The organism is Sulfurospirillum sp. HTRB-L1 (assembly GCF_059415125.1).
This window is the reverse complement of the sequence record NZ_JCAHZR010000014.1, coordinates 13,448-33,285: the sequence shown is the minus strand read 5'-3', so window position 1 is coordinate 33,285 and position 19,838 is coordinate 13,448. Positions and strand designations below refer to the sequence as shown.

Here is a 19,838-nt window from a genome sequence, read left to right as displayed (position 1 = left end):
GTCTTCCACGCCAGATTGGGGGTCGGCGGATTCGTAGATGGCAGTGCCTGAGCGGACCATATCCTCCAAAAGATTAGCGGCGTAAATTTGCATGTTGGTGCTTATTGTTCCGCTGCTATTTAGGTAGAAATCTAGTGGAATGGTAGAATAAATTACTGTGCCTGAGCCATATTGATAGGAAAAAGTGACGACTTGACTAGGGTTGCCATTTGTCATTAGCACAACAGCACCCTCTGGCAAACTGCTTAGTTCAACATAGCCATGATTTGAATAGCCTCCACCATCCAAAGAAGTATCATCAATGATTCCTCCTAGGCCAGTTCTCAATCCTTCATCCGTAATGTCAATGTCAATCAAGTTCCCACCTAATCTGTGAAAAATGATAGATTCTCCACCTGGAAGAATTTGTGCTCCATCGGCAACGTATCTGTCGTGAATAATTAAGGTCATGCCTTGACTTACAGCAGTAGTAATGGCGTCTAACTGTGCTAGGTATTCGGAACCATAGCTGGTATTGTTTGGATTTTGAATATAAAGGGTGTCAATACCGCTCAACTCTTCTGCACTTAAAGTAAAGAGTTTGAGGCCCGTAAGGCCAGCGGTTTCAATGGAGACAGTTTGAGCACTAACACCTTCTCCATTTTCCATGTCGTAGTAACCCACGAGTCCAGTGCCACCGCCTTCGCCATTGACGTTTACATCACTCACCACAGGTTGGTCGTTGGTGCCGGTGATGGTAAGGGTAAACGTAGCGGTTTGGGAAGGTGCGTCAAAGTTATCAACCGCGAAAAATTCAAAGGTTACGACAGCATTTTCTCCTGCGGCTAGGGCATTGAAGTCGCCAGAGATGGTGTAGCTACCATCAGGATTAAGCACGAGGGTGAGACCAGTGATGGCAACCCCATCGGGTGTGGTGACGTTTAAAGAACCCTCAACAGCAAAAAACGTGTGGGTGTCGTTGGGGTTTGTGTCGGTAACAAGAAGTTGGCCAGAGATGACGTTTTGGCCATCAAGCACTTCGTTTTGTGAGAGGCTTGTGTCAAACACCGTAGGAGCGATGTTAACAATACCATCTTCCGTGCCCTCATCAACCGAAGCGCCAGAGAGGTCAGTGCCTAAAATGTAAGAGCCAATGCCGCCCACATCACCTGTGCGTTCGGCGACAAAAATCTCACCAGAACCGCCATCACTCGCAGGGCCTTCTTGACCCGCAGCGGCTTCTTCGAGGGTTTGGCCTTGCGCTAGGGCTTCTTGAATCGCTTGGACTTCAGAAGCGGCGTAGCCTTGACCACTGTAGACAGAATCATCAAGTAAAGAAGTTTCTTCGCCTCGCATAGCGATTTGGCGACCGTCTTCAAAGAGGACATTAATACTGCTGTTTTGTCCCACGGTTTCAAGGGTTTCATTGGCGTGCACGGGGTCTCCCATGACCAAAATACGGACGGTCCCATCGGCCGAAACTGCTCTTACAACTCCTGTGACCTGTGTCACAAATCCGACGACTGTTGCCATGGTAAATCCTTTATGCGGGTAATTTTAACTATGAAAAGTATAGGACAAAGAAGGGAGGAAGGGTATTCCTCGTTGGTGGTATATTAGACTTCTCTCACAGCCCATTGAAGCAAGAGTTCAACCATAGCACATCACTTTTTCACACTAAAAACATCGCCATAGCTTTGGCTATGTCTCAATTTTGAGTGTAAAAAATTAACGCACTCTGCTTAAACTCTTTATGTTCCAAGGGCTATGGAAGAAGTCTATTGTGTCAGATTTAGTTTTAGTGAAACATCAGCGCGAGGGAAAGGCGGTCGTGGATACCGAGTTTTTCAAAGATGGTACGCAAATGCACTTTGACGGTGTGCTCGGTGATGAACGCGAGCTTGGCAATCTCCTTATTGGAGCGTCCTTGGGCGACGTATGTGGCAATCTCATACTCACGTTTGGTGAGAAGTTGAGCAAGAAAATCTGAGGGATTGGCAACCGAGAGCCCTTGAATCATTTGCAGTAAAAACTCAGGGTACAACCAGACATTGCCTTCTTTGATGAGCAGTAAGGCTTGTTGAAGGTGTACCGCAGAAAGCCTTGCATTGGCGTAGCCAAAGATACCAAGGCGCAAAAAAGGCTTGCCTTCCTCAAAAGAAGGAATGTCGCTTAGGAGCATGATGCGTGCCCTTGGGGCATGGGTGCGCAGCTGCAAAATGCCTGAAACCAAAGGAATCTCTCCAAAAAATTCTCCGTGGACAAGGACGATGGCAGAAGAAGAGGGGTCAAGGGTTTCAAGCAACCGTGAAAAATCCTTTACATGTAAAGGATTTTCCGTCTCAATCGCGGCTTTCCAGTGGAAAAAGATTGTAGGGTGAGTGACACAGCACAGTACCATATTAGCGCTCCCGTAAGGCGTTTTGCTTGGCTTTGAGAATGGGTTTGAGCAAAAAGTCCAAGACTGTTTTTTTGCCCGTGATGATGTCAACGCTCGCCACCATGCCAACCTTAATATGCAAGATTTCATTGGCGGAACTGAGGTGGGTGGAGTCGGTTTTGATCATCGCCACATAGTACGTGTTACCTTTTTCATCGGTGATGGTGTCCGCGCCGATTTGGCTCACGTGGCCTGTTAGGCCGCCGTAGATGGAAAAATCATAGGCGGTAAATTTGACCGTTGCGGGTTGGTCGAGTTGGATGAAGGCAATGTCGGAGGGCTTGATTTTCACTTCTACCAAAAGCGCGTCATCAATGGGCACGATTTCCATGATGTCCATACCTGGCTTGACTACCCCGCCCACCGTGTTGGTAAAGAGCTGTTTGACCGTACCGCTCACAGGGGCGCGTACGATGGCCCTGTCCACACGGTCGGTGAGGGCGCCGATGGATTGTTGGGTGAGCATGAGTTCGGCGGAAACTTCATTGAACTGCTCTTTGGCTTTGTTGCGAAAGGCCAAGGTGGTGTCTTGGATTTTGCCACGGGTTTCTTCGATGGAAGATTGGATGCGCGGTATGGAAAGCTTGGCACTCTCCAAGCTCCCCTCGGCCTCGTTTAGGCTACGGCGTAGTTGCAACAGCTCCACGCCAGGCACAACTCCTTGTTTGACCATGGGTTCTTTAAGGTCGATTTCTTCTTTAAGAAGGGCAAGGCTACGGGTAAGTTGGCGGATGCGTGCTTGTACTTCAGTGAGTTCACTGGTACGCTGACGCAGTTGGTTGTTGATGATATCAATAGCGTTTTCAAGTTGGGTTTTATTGCTCAAAAAGAGGCTTTTTTCTTCTTCTAAAAAAGACGAATCGATAGTCTGGTCTCTAAAAGCACTGTCAAAATCCAAGCCATTGGCCTCTGCGTACAAACGCACGGTTTTGGCTTTGAGCTCTTGGATGCGCAAGTGGTTTTCTTGGAATGAGCTTACAAAACGGATGTCTTGAATCTTAAGGAGGGGTTGGCCGCGCTGGACATTGTCCCCTTCACGCACGTAGAGTTCTTCGACGATGCCTCCTTCGAGGTTTTGCACCACTTGAACACGGCTTGAGGGAATAACCCGACCATCTCCTCGTGCGATTTCATCCACAGAAGCATAACTTGCCCACAAGATGAGCCATGCAACACACAGGGCAATGGTCCATAAAATCAGACGGCTACTTAGGGTGGATTTTTCCAAAACGGCCGCGCTGAGGCTCTTCATGTACGCCAAATCTTGAGTAGAATAGGCGTGTTTTTTAGAGATAGAGCGGATGGCGCTAGGGTCGATGCGAGGAAGCTTCTTAATCACGGTTGCCTCCATTGCCTTGGAGTTGTTTTAAGACACTATCACGGGGGCCATCTAACACAACTTTGCCATTATCTAAGATGATGAGCCGTTCCACAAGGGGTAAAAGGGTGGTTTTGTGGGTGATGAGCATGATGGTTTTGTCTTCAAATTTTTGCACAAAATGGCGTTTGATTTTTGCCTCCATGGTGTTGTCGATGGCATTGGTCGGCTCGTCCAAAAGCACGATGGGTGCATCTAGCAAGAAGGCTCTAGCGATGGCGATGCTTTGGCGTTGACCACCTGAGAGTGCACCACCTCGCTCGCCCACTTCCATCTCATACCCTTGGGGGTTTTGACGGATGAATTCTTCCACCCCTGCAAGTTTAGCCGCCTCTAAAATCTCTTCGTCGGTGGCGTAAGGTGCTTTGTACGCGATGTTGTCTTTGACCGTGCCATTGGCAAGTACAATGTCTTGGGAAACGTAGCTAATGTGGGTGCGCAAATCCGCAGGGTCAATTTGGCTAATGTCAATATCGTCAATCAAAATACTCCCCGAATTTGGCTGATACAACCCAAGGACGAGTTTTTCCAAGGTGGTTTTCCCCGAACCAATCCTCCCTACAATCCCAACACGCTCTTTGGCTTGAAGCACAAAACTCACGTTTTCAAGTGCAGGCTTTAGCGCGCCTGGGTAGGTAAAGGTGACGTTTTTAAACTCTATCTTTCCCTCAAACCGTTCGCGGTGGATGTACTCGCGCCCCTGAGGCCTATCCACAGGAAGGGCCATGATGTCATTGAGGGACTTGAGGGCAGTTTTGGTGTGTTGGTAGTTTGCCAACAGTGAAGCGATTTGCCCCAAAGGTGAAATGGCACGGGAAGAGAGAATCACCGTGGCAATAAGTCCTCCCATGGTGAGGTGCAAATCTTGGATGAGGTATACCCCATAAACCACTACCGCAACGGTATTGAGTTGAATAAGCAAGGCGGTGACGGTGGAGATGGAGTTGGAGATGATGCGGGTTTTAAGCCCTTTTTGCGCAATCTCTCCCGAAGCTTCTTCCCACTGGTACTGCGCGCGTCCTGTGGCTCCCATGGTTTTAATCATTTCGATGTTGCTGAGGCTCTCAATCAAAATGGCGTTTTTTTGTGCCGCGGCCTTGTAGGCGCTTTCGATGCTTTTGCTTAGGGAATTTCGGATGGAAAACACGTACCCCAAAAGCAACAGCATCACAATCAAAGGAACGACAACGATGGAACCGCCAATAAAATAAATCACCACGATAAAGATGACCACAAAAGGCAGGTCGATGATGGTGGAAACGGTGGCGGAGGTAAAAAAAGAGCGAATAGACTCAAACTCTTTGAGGTTGTTGGCAAAAGAGCCGATGGATTTTGGCCACACGCCCATGGTGAGGGCCATAACTTTTTCAAAAATCATGGAAGACATGATGATGTCGCTTTTTTTGCCCGCAACTTCTAAAAAGTACGCGCGCAAAAACTTTAGCACCGTATCGAGCACATACACCACCGCCACGCCAATAGCCATGACCCAAAGGGTTTCAATGGCGTTGTTGGGCACAACCCTGTCGTAGACATTCATGACAAACAGCGGACTGGCAAGGACGAAAAAGTTCACCACCAAAGAGGCGATGAGTACGTCTAGGTAGAGTTTGCGTGAACGCCACAGGGTTCCCCAAAACCAGTGCTTGGATTCGCGCTGTTCAAGCACGTCGTCTTTACGTTCCGATTGCAAGTAAATGCGTTTGAGGTAAAAAGCGTAGCCCAAATACTCTTTTTCCAACTCTTCCACACGCACCCATGTTTCGCCCTCTTCGCACTCAGGAACAATGATGCGCGCGTGGGTTTTGGTGGCATCAAAGGCGTCTAAAATACACGCTTGTTTATCTTTGAGGATGAGGATGCAGGGCAAAACGAGAGCGGGAATTTGGGTTAGGTGGCGTTTGACGACCTTGGAGGTAAATCCTGCGCGCGCCGCGGCACGGGAAAAGTTGGCTTTAGCCCCGTGAATAGAAAAAAGTTCAGGCTCAGCGTACCCTTTGGCTGTGGGCAGTCCCTCAATGAGCGACTCGGCGCTGTAGGGTTTTCCATGAAGCTTGGCAATAATCACCAAGCACTCTAGCAGTGGGTCTATGCCCACGGCATTAATGATTTCTTCTGGCATCTATCTCCCTTTAAAATCCCTCGCACCGCGGTAGAATCACTTTTTGTGCGGTGCGATAGTATACATCAACTACTGTGAGATAGAGTCCAATTCGTTTGCTTTAGAAACGCCAGTGTCCGCCATGCCAACCATCTCAAGACCATGGGTGCCGGCCACTTGAAGCAAGGTACCTGTTTGTTCAAAGATGCGGTATTTGGCGAAGATTTTGTCGTATTTTGCATTGGCAAGTTCACGTTGCGCGGCGTAGTATTCGCCCTCGGTGTCTAAGATGTCAAGCAAGGTGCGACGGCCAAGGCCAAACTCTTCGTTATACAAAGAGAGGGTGCGTTGGCTTAAATCGCGGTGTTTTTCAAGGTAGCCCATTTGTTGGTCAATCATGGTGTACGCGTTCCATGCCAAGCCTAGGCGCTCTTTGTTTTGGCGTTCCATCATGCTAAAGACTTCTTTTTCTTTGGCAAGTTCACTGATGCGTTTTTGGCGCGTTGCACTGTCGGCACCACCATTGTAAAGGTTGTAGGTAATGCGTAGCATGATGGAGCTTGAATCGCTATCGCCCTTGACGCCCGCGATGTTTTTATTTCATGATTGTTTGGCTTCTAAATCTACCACAGGAAGGTACGCGGCTTTGCTGATGTGGTAGTTTTTGGCGGCCACATCGATGTTAGCCCGTTGTACTTTTAAAGAAGGGTTGTTTTGTTGGCCTTGCTCTAGTAAGATGGCAAAGCTTTCAGGGATGTCAGTGCCATTGGCGGGGTCACTGAAGGCTTCAGGGTCAACCGAAGTGCCATAGACTCTCTCAAAGTTAACAACAGCATCATCAAAATTGTTTTGGGTGGCGATGAGGTTAGATTCGGCGAGTGCCAAGCGGCTTGCGGCTTGCTCAAGTTCAGATTGGGCGCCGATGCCTGAATTGATACGTTGTTCGATTTGGCCGTAGAGTCGGTCGTGGGTCTGGACATTTTCTTTGGCCAGTTCAAGCAGGTTTTTTTGCTTGAGTGCGGCGAGGTATGCTTGGGCTGTTTCAAGGGTTTTTTCATTAATGGCTTCCATAACACGGAAAGAAGCAGCGCTAATGCGGCTGTCTTGGCGGCTCACATTGAGTTGGTCCGCACCACCACGAAAGAGGTTCCATTGAAGGATGAAGGCCATTTCAGTACGGTTGAGGTACACGTCTTTCCCATTGGTATTGTTGTTGTTGCTTTCTTCGCGTCCCGCCGCCGCAACAAAATCAAGGGTTGGCAAGTAACCTGCAAAGGCAATGTTCTTGTCTTGGGTAATAGCACGAAAATCACGGATTTTTTCCAAGATTTCAGGGTGGTTTGCTACCACATCGCGCATGGCATCTTCGAGGGTAAGTGCAAAGGCAGAACCCGTGAGCAGTGAGCTGGCAATAAGGGCCAAGGCATAACGTTTCATGTCGTATCCTTCGTAGTAAAATAAAAATTTTTGTGAGAAACTGACCGAATCTCGCCAATATTTCCTAAGTGAAATTATATAAATCTCAAACCACGTTTTGGTCACATTTTTGTTCCAGTTTATCCAATAACAGGGATAATGCTCAAAATAATGAGAAGAGATGATAAAATTAAGTTGAGGTGTGCTACATTTTTCCCCATGAAATCACAACCCCTTCCATCAAACCCTGAGATTGTTATCGCCGCCAAGGAGCGCAGAAAGAAGATTCTTTTAGCGATGTACGTGATGACCATTGGGGTCTTTTTTGTACACAACCTTACGGATATTTACAACACCAATTATCCTGTCATTTTTGTGCGCTCAATTATGCTCGTGTTGATGCTTGTCGCTTTTGTGCGGTTGTACCAAAAACAGCGTTATGAGCTAGCTTCGTACGCCATTTTGCTCATTTTAGCCATCACCACCATCGGCATTTCTGTGGTGGGAAAATTTGATGATTTTACCCCCGCGTTTATTCTTCCGTTTATTTTGGGTTCTTTTTCGTTGTTTAGTTGGCAAAAGGGATTGTTTTTTAGTCTCGCATTGCTAGGGTTGCTCATTAGCACCATGTGGCTAAGTCCCGAATACTTTGGGGAAAGTGCTTTTTTGCAAAGTAAAACGGCCTTGTTTAACTTCTTGTTTGTGGTGATGCTCATCATGGTCTTTGGGCTTTACTATGAAACCACGCGGGTAGACGCGTACAAGCGCTTGATGAACTTGAGCCAAAAAAAAGATTTGCTTTACAATGAAATCCACCATCGGGTCAAAAACAACCTCAATATTGTCTCCTCCATGTTGGCCATTCAAGCCGAAAAAGAGGGCCAACGGGTGAAGGAGATTATTCACGTGAGCAAGGAACGCATCGATGCCATGGCGATGGTTCATTCGATGCTGTACGTTTCTAGCGACATCGAAAAGGTTAACGCGCAATTGTTTATCGAAAAACTCACCGCAACAATCGGGCGCACGATGGGCTTACATGTAAAGATGGATCTGGCCATCTCCCCTTTGGAACTTACCCTCAATGAAGTGATGCCCCTTGGGTTGATTACCAACGAACTTTTAACCAACAGCTTCAAATACGCCTTTAAAGGGGTGCCAAATCCTCGCATCATGATGGCGCTAAAAACAAACAACGGTGAGGTGGAGTTTTCCTACCAAGACAACGGCGTGGGGTGCGACAAGGACGTTGCGCAAGGGATTGGGTTTAAACTTGTGCAACTCAATGTGCGCCAACTCAAAGGGACAATAACCTTTAACCATGGGGAAGGATTTGGATGTCACATTTCCTACAAAAGAAGTAATTATGTATAAGATTTTGATTGTGGAAGACGAGGCGATTGCGGCAGAATATTTGCGTATGGTGCTTGAAAAACGCGGCTGGAGCGTGGTAGATGTGGTGGACAATGGCGCGGATGCCCTAGAGGCTATTCGTAAGTTTAACCCCCATCTTGTGCTCATGGACATCATGATTCGTGGGCCAAAGAGCGGGTGTGAGGTGGCCATGGAAATCCGAAACATCAGCCATTGCTCCATCGTCTTTTTGACTGCCTATGCCGATGAAGAGATGATTGGGTACGCCATGGATGTGGAGGCGGATGGGTATATCATCAAGCCTTACGATGAAAAAGAGATTATTGCAACCTTGTCGCTTTTAAGCGTCAAAGCCAATCGCGGGTCAGGGCTAAAGGTGAGCAAGATTATCGGCGGGTTTTACTTTAACCACGAGACAAATCTCCTGTATAAAGACACCGAAGTGGTAAAGGTGGGCCCCAAGGCCTTAAAGCTCATCCAGCTCTTGTGCAACAACAAAAACGGGTGTGTGCATTACGAAACCCTCTACGCCGCCATGTGGAATGACGAAATAAATCTCAAAAAACTGCAAATGGTGGTGTACCGAGTGCGGGAGGTTTGTGGCATTGATTTTATCGAAAACATCAATGCCGTGGGCTATCGCATCAAGCTCGACCACGCCCTAGACCCTTCCTACTAAGCCTCTTTGCACGCGCCTGCTATTTCAAACCCAAGGGCCTTAAGGCTTTCAAGCTCCCTCGTGGCATCCTCGCCTTGGGTGGTGAGGTAATCTCCAATAACCATGGCGTTTGCCCCGTGGGATAAAAAGGTGTAATTGCCTTTTCCAAACACCCTCTCCCTTCCCCCTGCAAGCATGATTTTTTGCGCATGGGGGATGAGTGTTCGCGCAAGGGTGATGATTTTTAGGGCTTCTTCTTGGGAAAGAGTCGGATGAGAAATGGGCAGGGCAGGGTTGGGGTGAAAAAAGTTCAAGGGCACGTTTTTAGGGTTTAGCGAGGCGATGGAAGTGAGTAAACTCACGCGGTCTTCTTCGCTTTCCCCAACGCCAAAAATCCCCCCACACACAAGGTCCAGCCCCACTTCCCCCACGTGTTTACATGTACGGTAACGTTCTTGCCATGTGTGAGTGGAACAGAGTTTTGGATAAAACGCTTCAGAGGTTTCAAGGTTGTGGTTATAGGCCCGCACGCCCGCATTTTTGAGGGTGTGCAAGTCTTCAGGGTCGGTGACGACGCCATTACAGGCGATGAGTTTAAGGCCTAAGTCCAAATCGGTAATAGCCTTGGCCGCGTCACACACGAGGGCGAGGGTTTTTGGGGTGAGGGATTTGCCAGAACTGACCAAGCAAAAGCCCGTCGCGTAGCGTTCTTTGGCGCGCTTTGCTTCGTAAATGATGGTTTCAATGGGTTTTTTGCTGTAGCGGTCGATGGCGGCACCGTGGGAGATACTTTGGGCACAAAAAGCGCAATCTTGCTCGCACGCACCGCTTTTGATGTTGGAAATAGCACATAAAAAAAGAGAAGGCATGGTGTTCCTTTGGCTTACATGTAAAGATTTTGGGAGTGTAACAAATCTTCTCTAAAAGCTCCCCAAGCCCACAGAAGTACTGACGAAATAACAAAAAGAATGGATGCAAATATTACTTATCATTAAGCAATATTACAGTGCCCGCAAGCTAGCATAGAGAAAATTTTTTTACCAAAGGAATGTACTATGGGTGAGCGTTGGGAAAAATGTGTAGCGTTTCACGGGCATGCATGCCCCGGACTTGCCATTGGGTTTCGTGCGGTGGAAGCGGCACAAACGTGGCTAGGGATGAAGGGTTTTAGTGGGGATGAAGAGCTTGTGTGCGTCACGGAAAACGACGCATGTGGAGTGGATGCCATCCAAGTGCTCCTAGGGTGCAGTTTTGGTAAAGGCAACCTCATCTACAAAGACGTGGGCAAGCAAGCCTTTAGCTTTTTTGACCGCAAGGGGGGCGCCAAAGGCCGCGTGGTGTTTCGCCGCCCCTTAGAGCCAAACATGGACAGGGCCCTCATGCAAGCGTACATTTTAGAAGCGCCTTTGGAGGAGGTGTTTACGCTTAAAACCCCTTCTTTTGAACTTCCTAAACCCGCCCGCTTGTTTACCTCTTTGACGTGTGAGGTGTGCGGGGAGAGCGCGGCGGAGTTAAAGATGCGCCTGCAAGAGGGCAAAAGAGTGTGTGCGGATTGCTTCTCCCACTACACTAGAGGGTTTTAAGAGGATGAAAAAGAGTCTTCTCCTCCTTGTGGGATTTATGGTCTCATTGGCGATGGCGCAAGTACCAGAGGTGAAAATCGGGGATTCCCAAGGGGCTTATGGCTACCCCAATCCCTACCATCACTACCCCAGAGGTCCGGGCTACGTGCGCATGAGTTACGTGTTTGACACCTTGGTGTGGAAAGACAGCTCAGGGTTCACGCCCACCCTTGCCAAAGCGTGGACATACGACGCACCCAGCCAAAGCTTTGTGTTTGAGTTGCAAGAAAATGCTTTATGGCACGATGGCATGCCTGTGAGTGCGGAGGATGTAGCCTTTACTATCGGGTATTTTAAGCAGCACCCTTATTACTGGATAGACACGCGGGCCATTGCTTCGGTGCATGTGGAGGGCCCGCACCGCGTGCGCATCACCCTTTCTACGCCTTATGCTCCCTTTCTCTCCGACATCGGTGGGACGATGCCCATCTTGCCCAAACACATTTGGGAAGGAGTGGAAGACCCCAAGGGCTTCTTGGATGCCAAGGCGTTCATTGGCTCAGGGCCTTACATGTATAAGGATTTTGACAAGACAAAAGGGACGTATTTGTACGAAGCCTTTGGAGAGTATTATGGCGGGACGCCCAAGGTTAAACGGCTTATTTATGTCAAAACTGACAAACCCCTAAGCGCGTTGCTAAGTGGCAGCGTCGACATGGCGACTATCCGTCCGCAAATGCTTCCTCAAGTGGAAAAAGTACCGCACCTTAAGGTTATCGAAGATGAGCGTTCGTGGAATAAAAAACTCATGATTAACCACCGCAAAGCCCCTTTTAACTCCGTGGCCTTTCGGCAAGCCTTGGCCTACGGCATCGACCGGGTGCGGCTCATCGACCAAGCCCACCAAGGAGAGCCGACATTGGCCTCTTTGGGACTGCTTTCTCCTGATCATGCCATGGCGAACCCCTCCTTGCCAAGTTACGCCTTTAATCCCTCAAAAGCCCTTGCCTTGCTAGGAACCCTAGGGTACGCTAAAAACGCCAACGGGGTGTTAGAAAAAGAGGGAAAACCCTTACATGTAAGCCTTCTTTCTTCGACGATTAGCTCAGGGGGCCAAGCGGGAAGCGATAGGGATGGGGAGATTATTGCCGCGATGCTTCGCGCACTTGGGATGGAAGTTGAGCTTATTGGGTTGGAGCAAACCACGCTGGATACGAAAGTCAAAACATGGGAGTTTGACTTGGCTATTTCAGGACACGGAGGTATTTCTGGGGATGCCAAAATTCTCAATGAGATGATTTTACCTTGGGGTGGAGCAGGGTCGGTGAACAGCGCACGGTATGAGGCCAACCCGAAGCTCAACGCCCTTTTAGAAGCGCAACTTTTAGAGATGGATGAGGCCAAACGCACGGCCATGGTGCAAGAGATTCAACTGCTGCATGCGACCGATTTACCTGCCATTCCTTTGTACTACCCTCGGGCATTAAGCGTGTACGACACCCGCAAAGGGGTGGCGTGGTTTTACACCCAAGGGGGCATTGCCAAGGGGATTCCCATCCCTCAAAATAAACGGGCCTTGCTTCCCTAAATGGCGCGCACCTTCCTCTCTTACGCCCTTGCTCTTGGGGTGATGGCGTACCTTTCTTATGGGATGCCCTTGTGGCTTCCAGGGGATTTTGCCACGGCGATGTATGCGAGCAGCGACGTGGTGCTTTCCCTCGAAGAAGAAGCCCGTTTGACCCCTGTACCTCCTTCTTTTTTAGCGTATGTGGGTGCGTTTATGCGCGGGGATTTTGGCCTTTCGTTGGCCTATGGTGTGCCGATTAGTACGCTGTTAGAAGAAGCCTTGCCGTGGACGCTTTTGCTTGGATTTTCTGCCTACCTTAGCTCTTTTGTGGTGGCCTTTGTTTTGGGGGTAGAGAGCGCCTTTAGACGTGCAAGCAAGGTGGACAGGCGGTTGAGCGGGGCCATGGTAAGTTTGGATGGGGTGCCTGAACTGGTGCTTGGGGTGGTGTTTTTGCTCTTTTTTGGGGCCCATTTGGGGTGGTTTCCCCTGCAAGGAGCGCTCACGCCCTACAGCGATAAAAGCGGGATAGCCCATGTCGCAGACGTGCTAGCCCACCTGTGTTTGCCTGCAATGACACTTTTTTTGGCCTCCTTGTCGGGGCAATTTTTACTGGTGCGGGTGAGTGTGTTGCACGTGTTGCCCGCCCCTTTTGTCTCCTGCGCGCACCTGCGGGGGCTTGGGCCTTGGCGGGTGCGGTATAAATATGTGGCCTTAAATGCGTTGCTTCCCATTGTAGTACGCTTTGGGTTTCGCCTCTCTTCGATGGTAACAAGCCTCATCGTGGTGGAGACGATTTTTGCCTACCCAGGCGTTGGGTCTTTGCTGATGGACGCGGTTGCTAAGCGGGATGTGCCGGTGATTCAAGTGGTTGTGACGTTGCTCTCTTTGGGGGTGATTGGGATGAGTGTGTTGCTTGAAGGGGTAGCGTTTTGGCTAAAACCCAAAGGAAGCCTTGCATGAAAAAAGCGTGTAAAGACCCCTTTTTTAAGGTAGGTGTGGCGCTCTTTGGCGTGGTGAGCGCACTTGGCATACTGGCCTTGTTTTGGCTTCCTTATGACCCCCATGCCTTTGTGTTTGAACCCTTGGCACACCCTTCTTTGACCCATCTTTTAGGGGTCAATGACGCGGGCATGGATATTTTCTCAGAACTGCTAGTAGCAGTGCAAAACACCCTTGTGTTTGGGCTGTGGGTCGCGGGTATTTCAGTGGGACTTGGAGCGGTTGTGGGCATGGTAAGCGGCTACTGGGGCGGCTGGATAGACGCGCTGCTCATGCGCTTGTGCGACATCTTAATCGCCTTGCCTTCGGTGTTGGTGCTGTTGTTGGTGGCGAGCGTCGCAAGGCCAAGCGGACTGGAGCTTGGCGCATTACTAGGTGTGCTTTCGTTTCCCATCGGGGCAAAGGTGGTGCGTTTTCAAACGGCGCACCTTAAAGAGGCGTTGTATGTTGAGGTAGCCTTGCAGATGGGCGCGAGTGGGTGGTACGTGCTTAGGCGCCACATCTTGCTCGCCCTTGCGCCACTCATTGGGTTTTCCTTTGCGGGACGGTTTCGCTTTGCGGTGATGGCGCAAGCGACCTTGGCCTTTTTGGGGTTGTTGAGTCCCAGTGAAAAATCCTTTGGGATGATGATCCGTCAGGGGATGCAGTACTATTATCTGGATATTTGGTGGCATTGGATTTTCCCGCCCGTGGTGCTTTTGGGCATGGTATTGGTGGGGGTGACCTTTGTGATTTTTAGCCTAGAGGGTGTGTTGGACGGGCGCGTAAAAGGGGTGTTGCGTGGTTGAATTTGTGGATTTTTCGCTGTTTTATGAAGAAGAACACCATCGGCTCATCGCCCTTGAGGGCCTTACATGTAAGGTTCAAAAAGGAACGATTACGGCGATTATTGGCGAATCGGGTGCGGGAAAAACAAGCCTCGCCAAGGCCCTCATGGCCCATCTTCCCTCGAACGCAACGGCACAAGGAAGCCTTAAAGTAGACGGCGTTTCATGGCTTGACCAAGAAAGTGCCCAGCAGCGGCTGTTTCGTCAACGCCACATCGCCTACATGCCCCAAGGGGGCAGTGAAAACCTAAATCCGCTGCTTTGCGTGGGCGCACAATTGCGTGAAGTGATGGCACCGCGCTTTACATGTAAAGGATTGCTTGAATCGGTGGGATTAAAGGAGGAGGTGCAAGAGCGCACCCCAAGGGAGCTAAGCGGTGGGGAAGTGTCGCGGGTGCTTTTGGCCCTTGCCCTTGCTAGTGATGCCCCTTGTGTGGTGCTTGATGAGCCAACAGCGGGGTTGGATGAAACATCCAAAAAAACCCTAGAAGCCCTTTTCCACTCCCTGCGTGCACAGGGAAAAACACTGGTGCTTATTACCCATGATTTGGAACTAGCCCACCGCGCGAGTGACATGACGTGGGTGTTGTACCTTGGGCAATTGCTAGAAGTGTTGCCCTCTGTGGAGTTGTTTGGGCGGGCTTTGCACCCCTATACGATTGCCCTTTCGCGGGTGTTTCCACGGATGGAGCGTGCCAAAGACATTGTCAAAATCAAAGGCGAAGCCACCTTTCGCTTGGTGCATCGGCACGGTAAATCCCATGCGCACACGTCCACGCCTGAGCATGTACATGTAGAAGCCAAGGGCTGTGTGTATGCGTCTCGCTGTACCCAGCCTGTGCGGCGGTGTTTTGAGGAAAAACCTCTTTTAAAGGGGACGCAAAATGGGGCACACGCGTGCTATTTTGAAGGGATGCGTTTGTTGATAGCTCTAGAGGCGGTGAGCTTTGCGTACCCACGCAGCGACGCGCTTGTGTTACAAAACTGCTCACTCAGTCTCAAACGGGGAGAGATTGTCGCATTGGTGGGGGATTCGGGTTCGGGAAAGAGCACGGTGGCAAAACTCATGGCGGGAATGCTCGCCCCCAAAGAGGGCAGGGTGGTCATGGAAGAACCCTTACGTGTGGGGATGGTACATCAACATCCCATGCAAGCGTTGAACCCCCGTTTTAGCGCGTATGAGAGCATCGCTGAGCCGTTGGTATTGGGGCGGTTTCCCAAGGAGCGTTTGGACGCGCGGGTGCGGGAAGTGGCCCTTGCGTGTGGGCTTGGGGAAGATGGGCATGTGTTGGATTTATTGCCCCATAAACTTAGCCTTGGCACCTTGCAGCGGGTGTGCATGGCGCGCGCGTTGGCGAATTATCCTGATGTGATTATCGCCGATGAGCCCACAAGTGCGCTAGACCCAAGTGTGCAAGCGCGCGTTATGAAGACACTTTTGGATTTGCAGGTGGAAACGGGGGTTGGCGTTTTATTGATTACGCACAATCTTGCCCTTGCACGGAAAATTGCTGATATAATAGGCATACTAAAAAACGGAAGGCTCGTCTATGAGGGTAGCGTGGAAGCGTGCCCGCTAGTGTAGGTGGTCTATCATAGAGGGAGTGCCACGTGAATCCAAAAGCGGACAAGACAGAACAGATTTTGGAAGGGTCACTGCGGTTGTTTTCGCAAAAAGGGTTTTTTGCAACGACGATGCCCGATATTGCGCGGTTTTTGAAGATGAGCCCGGGCAATATTTACAACTATTTTACCTCCAAAGAAGAGTTAGCCAAGGCGGTCATTACCTATTCGTCGAAGATTTTGGGCGAAGAAGTGCGTAAGATTAACGAGATGTCGGTGGATTCGGAAGAGAAGATTTGGCGCATTGTGGCGATTTATTTTAGCATGGTTAAAAGCCGTCCTGAGCATATTGATTATTTTTTGAAAGTCTACTTGGCCAACAAAGAGATATTTTCTAGCAGTATGAAAGAGTTGCTCTACGAGTCGGTGTTTATCCAAGAATTGCGGACGATGTTTGAAGAGGGCGTGCTAAAACGGGAGTTGCGCAATCAAGACTTTTTTTCGGTCTTGGGTATTTTGGTGGGGACGATGGCGGGGGTGGCGTTCATGTTTAGTGAGGATTTGTTGGAAAATGACATCATGCACTACACGAAAAGCATTTCAGAAAACATCTACGAAGCACTGCGTTTGAAGTAGACGAGCACCCAAGAACGGGTGCGCGCTAACTTAAGAGCGAATAAAAAAGATAACTGACGATAAACCCAAAAGCCGAAGCGGTGATGAGAGGCGCGCCGTACAAAAAGGTGGCAAACACTTTGACTAAAATGCTGCGTTTGAATTTGAGTACCAAGATGATGATGGAGCCCAAAAAAGCGGTGAGGAAGATATACAAAAAGACATCCGCGAGGGTGAGTCCTTGGGTGAAAAACCCTACATAACTAAAAAACAGCGTAAAAATAAACACGCACCCCATGTACGCCATGACATTGTTTTGCGTCTCATAACGGGCAAAACTTTCCGCAAGATTTCCTTCTTGTGGCACAAACCCATCGTGTTCGTGTTGCCGTTTTGCGGCGATGGCGCGCTTCTCAAAATAAAGAAAAACGAGCAAACTTACCACAATCCCGATGCTAACCAAAGGGATAAGGGAGAGGATGTGAGCCATGGTGTATCCTTTTTGCAAAAATTACAGGTGCGAGAATCATACGAGAGTTAAGATTAAGTAACTCTTGAATAAAAACATTACATTTTTATAAAAGTTTTAGTTTAAGATGTGCTTACATGTAAGGGGCGCTTGTTTGGGAATTTGCAAAAAGATTAGGGGCTTGTTTGGGCGTTTTGTTTGATGATTTCTTTGCTTCTTTTAAAAAAGTATCGGTGTATTCAACCATCTAGCTTTTCCCACAGCGTGTCTATGGAGGCAGTTTTGTGCTCTTTGACGTCGTTTAAACCATTTTGAATGGAGGCCAGAAGATGCTGTGCTTCAAGGGTTTTGAGGGCTTCTTGCATCTTTTCGTACGCATCCTTTGAGACAAGAACGGCTTCTACTTTGTTGTTTCGCAAAATAGCTAACTTATCCACGGCGTGGGATTTAACCTGAGTGAGATAAGCCCCAAATTTTTTTGCAAATTCTGACGAAGGAATGAGTTCATTTGTTGAGTAGGTTGTCATAATTTCCCCTATTTTACGTGCAGTATATTACGGAAAGTATACCATAAAATTTGTACGTTAGTAATTTTATACATAAGAAGCTTTTGAAAAACAATTTGCTATAAATAAGACTAAAATTCAATGAAAAATGGCTGAAATCCCTCAGTGCATCGAAAAATATGTTCCCACTTTTTCATTTTTACAGCAGGGAGTAAAAGCCTTAATGAAAAGATATGGTGTTAAGGCATCAAGTATGGCTATGCTGTCTTTTTAGAATATCTAAAAATACTTTATTTCTTTTTTTTGCATCAACTACTATTTGTTCAAAAGACATGACGTGTAAATGAGCATGAATGTGGGGGTTATACGTATAATATGAAGCAATCGTTTCATTGGCGGATAAGCTATTTTCATGAAAACCTTCTGTTCGTGTCAGGTAAGTTGCAAACTTTTTATCAATGTCAATGATGGTATACGCATGAATAGATCTTACATTTCTAATATTTTCAAAAATAACTGATGCATATACCTTTAATTGACTGATGGCTTTTATTTTTTCATGGTAAGTTGCGCCATATTTCTTTAATTCGATAAGCAAAACATCTTTTTTGTTTAATTCATTCGAATCTGAGTAAAACAGAACTAAATCAGGTTTGTCGTCATCATTAACATCCTCAAGACTTTCACCACTTTCAATAAGTTCCGCTTTAAATTTTTCTTTTATTGACTTTATTTCTTTATCACTTGCCGCGTACAAATAAGACATAAATTTATCATCTAGCAACCATATATTCGTTCCCAAATGGGGGTAGCTATCACTAGTAGTATTTTTTGGCATAAAGAGCTGATGAATAGACGTTTCGTTGAACTTTCGTTTGTCAATATTTGTATATTCAGCAATAGTCTGCATCATGTCAAGTATGGTTTGCCTATAGGCGATATAACTTGCCAATTGATCGCGACCAGTTTTTGTGAATGTTCCTAATATTTTATTGAATTTATCTTCATCAAAATCTCGTTTTGTAGTTATCTCTTTTTTAAATTCAGATAGAGCCTTTTCAGTTTTTTTAAAAGATTCCTCTAGCATTTCTTTTGCTTCTTCAATAATCTCATCATCGTCATATGTCAAATTATTAACTTGATCTATGTATTCGGATAAATGGGGATATTTATCAATTAAAACTTGTTTTTTATTTTCAAAATTTATTTCATAATTGGGAAATGTGTCTAAAATTATTTCATTTAATTTTATTTGCAGGGTACTGTTAATTTGAGTAAAGCTAATAGGATGGGTTTGGGAAGTATTGTTCTCATTGGTTGATATTTTAAAATCCTTTCTATTGTCCTTGACTCTGTCATCTAGATAGCGTCCTGTTAGGCAAAAAATTCCAGAAGAATTTTCGGGAAGCTTTCTAATTGAAACTCCCGAAGAAAAATTTCTCACTTTTCTGCCCGCGGCTCCATAAAACTGTAATATCTTGCCTTGAGAGTCTTTTTTTATGTTGTAAAATAAAATAAATTTTTCGGGCAAAACGCTATTAAAAGGAGTAATTTCAAAATCAGTTGATTGCAATTCCATTTTCCCAAATTGCTGTGAAATATTATCTTTATTAATCCAAGTTTCATTGTTAACCAAAAAAGTTATATCTCTTTCTTCTTGCCATATCCTTGAAAACATTGGCAATAATTCATGAAAGATTTTTTCTTTAATTTTATCAATAATAAGTCTTTCTTTTTTAGCGTATTCTTCTAGCAAATTATGAAATATTGTTATGGTTTTTCTAGATTCGCTAGACAACTCTTTTTTGATATCTTTTGGATTGAAGTTTCTATCAAATTTAAATGTTACCTTATGCGTTCCTGTATAGCTCTCAACTGTAACATAATTAAATACGCGAAGATACATAATTCTTCCACTACCGAGCGCTCCAGGTTCTTGTTTTATTTTACTCCATAGTGTTGAAAATGATTTTATATTTAGTGGTACGTATCCTTCCCCATCATCAATTACTGAAAATGAAGAAATGTAATCGTCTTGTTGATTAATTGTGATATTGATATTTTTTGCTTTAGCGTGCACAGAATTGACGATAGCTTCATACAGAGGTTGTAAAAGTTCAACATCTGATGCAATATTTTCAATTGCACTTTCAATATCAACAAACAGCATGGCTTACTCACTTTTTTTATTGATTATAACACATTGCGCATCCCAGAAATGTCAATTCAGTACAAAAGAGTTTAAAATTTTTGAAGTTATTTTCTAGTTTTTGGCAAGCTAAACTAGTACCATGCATTCTACTAGTTTATGTGCAGGGATAGTTTAAAATCTTTGAGAGATTTAGTTTGTCGTGTTTTAGGTTTCGGAAAAATGCGAGCACTTG

Annotated in this window: 18 protein-coding genes; 8 read left to right on the top strand and 10 right to left on the bottom strand. The window is 46.9% G+C overall.

The genetic code is table 11. The annotated features are described in order from the left end of the window. From AC5SLM_RS14190 to AC5SLM_RS14165, 6 genes are all read right to left on the bottom strand, one after another. The coding region (locus AC5SLM_RS14190) for a VCBS domain-containing protein (protein ID WP_495251633.1) at positions 1-1,512 on the bottom strand (1,512 nt) is incomplete at its 3' end. 265 nt (positions 1,513-1,777) lie between these two features. Then, on the bottom strand, positions 1,778-2,380 hold the full coding sequence (locus AC5SLM_RS14185) for a helix-turn-helix transcriptional regulator (RefSeq protein WP_495251632.1): 603 nt from the start codon (positions 2,378-2,380) through the stop codon (positions 1,778-1,780). A 1-nt stretch (position 2,381) separates the two neighbouring features. Beyond that, a complete protein-coding gene (locus tag AC5SLM_RS14180) occupies positions 2,382-3,758 on the bottom strand; it encodes an HlyD family type I secretion periplasmic adaptor subunit (RefSeq protein WP_495251631.1) in 1,377 nt (458 codons plus the stop codon). Continuing rightward, positions 3,751-5,919, bottom strand: a complete 2,169-nt coding sequence (locus tag AC5SLM_RS14175; RefSeq protein WP_495251630.1) for a type I secretion system permease/ATPase — start codon at positions 5,917-5,919, stop codon at positions 3,751-3,753. The genes AC5SLM_RS14180 and AC5SLM_RS14175 overlap by 8 nt, the downstream gene beginning before the upstream one ends. Positions 5,920-5,988: 69 nt before the next feature. Continuing rightward, entirely contained in the window at positions 5,989-6,450 is a 462-nt protein-coding gene (locus AC5SLM_RS14170; protein WP_495251629.1) for a hypothetical protein, read from the bottom strand. A gap of 48 nt (positions 6,451-6,498) precedes the next feature. Continuing rightward, positions 6,499-7,335 carry a TolC family protein gene (locus tag AC5SLM_RS14165; RefSeq protein ID WP_495251628.1) on the bottom strand — a complete coding sequence of 279 codons (837 nt, stop codon included), beginning with the start codon at positions 7,333-7,335 and terminating at the stop codon, positions 6,499-6,501. A gap of 198 nt (positions 7,336-7,533) precedes the next feature. Between AC5SLM_RS14165 and AC5SLM_RS14160 the strand changes: the two genes are divergently transcribed. Further along, complete coding sequence (locus tag AC5SLM_RS14160; RefSeq protein WP_495251627.1) at positions 7,534-8,688, top strand: sensor histidine kinase; 1,155 nt, start codon at positions 7,534-7,536, stop codon at positions 8,686-8,688. Beyond that, complete coding sequence (locus AC5SLM_RS14155) at positions 8,681-9,367, top strand: response regulator (RefSeq protein WP_495251626.1); 687 nt, start codon at positions 8,681-8,683, stop codon at positions 9,365-9,367. Before AC5SLM_RS14160 ends, AC5SLM_RS14155 begins: the two co-directional genes overlap by 8 nt. Here AC5SLM_RS14155 and AC5SLM_RS14150 read toward each other — a convergent pair. Further along, on the bottom strand, positions 9,364-10,215 hold the full coding sequence (locus tag AC5SLM_RS14150; protein WP_495251625.1) for a biotin synthase: 852 nt from the start codon (positions 10,213-10,215) through the stop codon (positions 9,364-9,366). The genes AC5SLM_RS14155 and AC5SLM_RS14150 overlap by 4 nt on opposite strands. A 186-nt stretch (positions 10,216-10,401) precedes the next feature. On the opposite strand from AC5SLM_RS14150, the gene AC5SLM_RS14145 reads away from it, so the two are divergent. Genes AC5SLM_RS14145 through AC5SLM_RS14120 form a run of 6 tightly spaced genes read left to right on the top strand, consistent with a single transcriptional unit; the run spans position 10,402 to position 16,500 of the window. Beyond that, complete coding sequence (locus AC5SLM_RS14145; protein WP_495251624.1) at positions 10,402-10,929, top strand: FmdE family protein; 528 nt, start codon at positions 10,402-10,404, stop codon at positions 10,927-10,929. A gap of 4 nt (positions 10,930-10,933) precedes the next feature. Continuing rightward, entirely contained in the window at positions 10,934-12,496 is a 1,563-nt protein-coding gene (locus tag AC5SLM_RS14140; protein ID WP_495251623.1) for an ABC transporter substrate-binding protein, read from the top strand. Continuing rightward, entirely contained in the window at positions 12,497-13,435 is a 939-nt protein-coding gene (locus AC5SLM_RS14135) for an ABC transporter permease (RefSeq protein WP_495251622.1), read from the top strand. After that, positions 13,432-14,262, top strand: a complete 831-nt coding sequence (locus AC5SLM_RS14130; RefSeq protein WP_495251621.1) for an ABC transporter permease — start codon at positions 13,432-13,434, stop codon at positions 14,260-14,262. The genes AC5SLM_RS14135 and AC5SLM_RS14130 overlap by 4 nt, the downstream gene beginning before the upstream one ends. Further along, positions 14,255-15,886, top strand: coding sequence for an ABC transporter ATP-binding protein (locus AC5SLM_RS14125; RefSeq protein ID WP_495251620.1), 1,632 nt, complete (start codon positions 14,255-14,257; stop codon positions 15,884-15,886). The genes AC5SLM_RS14130 and AC5SLM_RS14125 overlap by 8 nt, the downstream gene beginning before the upstream one ends. A 26-nt stretch (positions 15,887-15,912) precedes the next feature. Next, positions 15,913-16,500, top strand: a complete 588-nt coding sequence (locus tag AC5SLM_RS14120; protein ID WP_495251619.1) for a TetR/AcrR family transcriptional regulator — start codon at positions 15,913-15,915, stop codon at positions 16,498-16,500. Positions 16,501-16,525: 25 nt separating this feature from the next. Here AC5SLM_RS14120 and AC5SLM_RS14115 read toward each other — a convergent pair whose 3' ends face one another. The 3 genes from AC5SLM_RS14115 to AC5SLM_RS14105 all read right to left on the bottom strand — a co-directional run bounded on the left by AC5SLM_RS14115 (position 16,526) and on the right by AC5SLM_RS14105 (position 19,624). Continuing rightward, the gene (locus tag AC5SLM_RS14115) at positions 16,526-16,969 is read right to left on the bottom strand and encodes a hypothetical protein (protein ID WP_495251618.1); all 444 of its coding nucleotides are present in this window, start codon (positions 16,967-16,969) and stop codon (positions 16,526-16,528) included. 218 nt (positions 16,970-17,187) lie between these two features. Beyond that, positions 17,188-17,475: a type II toxin-antitoxin system Phd/YefM family antitoxin gene (locus tag AC5SLM_RS14110; RefSeq protein ID WP_495251617.1), complete on the bottom strand. Its 288-nt coding sequence runs from the start codon at positions 17,473-17,475 to the stop codon at positions 17,188-17,190. Between the two features lie 226 nt (positions 17,476-17,701). Continuing rightward, positions 17,702-19,624 carry an ATP-binding protein gene (locus AC5SLM_RS14105; protein ID WP_495251616.1) on the bottom strand — a complete coding sequence of 641 codons (1,923 nt, stop codon included), beginning with the start codon at positions 19,622-19,624 and terminating at the stop codon, positions 17,702-17,704. Between the last annotated feature and the right edge of the window lie 214 nt (positions 19,625-19,838).

Excerpts from the sequence above, each read along its gene's own strand:
- AC5SLM_RS14185 (WP_495251632.1), bottom strand. The coding sequence starts at position 2,380 with ATGGTACTGTGCTGTGTCACTCACCCTACAATCTTTTTCCACTGGAAA.
- AC5SLM_RS14175 (WP_495251630.1), bottom strand. The coding sequence starts at position 5,919 with ATGCCAGAAGAAATCATTAATGCCGTGGGCATAGACCCACTGCTAGAG.
- AC5SLM_RS14170 (WP_495251629.1), bottom strand. The coding sequence starts at position 6,450 with ATGCTACGCATTACCTACAACCTTTACAATGGTGGTGCCGACAGTGCA.
- AC5SLM_RS14165 (WP_495251628.1), bottom strand. The coding sequence starts at position 7,335 with ATGAAACGTTATGCCTTGGCCCTTATTGCCAGCTCACTGCTCACGGGT.
- AC5SLM_RS14160 (WP_495251627.1), top strand. The coding sequence starts at position 7,534 with ATGAAATCACAACCCCTTCCATCAAACCCTGAGATTGTTATCGCCGCC.
- AC5SLM_RS14155 (WP_495251626.1), top strand. The coding sequence starts at position 8,681 with ATGTATAAGATTTTGATTGTGGAAGACGAGGCGATTGCGGCAGAATAT.
- AC5SLM_RS14150 (WP_495251625.1), bottom strand. The coding sequence starts at position 10,215 with ATGCCTTCTCTTTTTTTATGTGCTATTTCCAACATCAAAAGCGGTGCG.
- AC5SLM_RS14145 (WP_495251624.1), top strand. The coding sequence starts at position 10,402 with ATGGGTGAGCGTTGGGAAAAATGTGTAGCGTTTCACGGGCATGCATGC.
- AC5SLM_RS14140 (WP_495251623.1), top strand. The coding sequence starts at position 10,934 with ATGAAAAAGAGTCTTCTCCTCCTTGTGGGATTTATGGTCTCATTGGCG.
- AC5SLM_RS14135 (WP_495251622.1), top strand. The coding sequence starts at position 12,497 with ATGGCGCGCACCTTCCTCTCTTACGCCCTTGCTCTTGGGGTGATGGCG.
- AC5SLM_RS14130 (WP_495251621.1), top strand. The coding sequence starts at position 13,432 with ATGAAAAAAGCGTGTAAAGACCCCTTTTTTAAGGTAGGTGTGGCGCTC.
- AC5SLM_RS14115 (WP_495251618.1), bottom strand. The coding sequence starts at position 16,969 with ATGGCTCACATCCTCTCCCTTATCCCTTTGGTTAGCATCGGGATTGTG.
- AC5SLM_RS14110 (WP_495251617.1), bottom strand. The coding sequence starts at position 17,475 with ATGACAACCTACTCAACAAATGAACTCATTCCTTCGTCAGAATTTGCA.
- AC5SLM_RS14105 (WP_495251616.1), bottom strand. The coding sequence starts at position 19,624 with ATGCTGTTTGTTGATATTGAAAGTGCAATTGAAAATATTGCATCAGAT.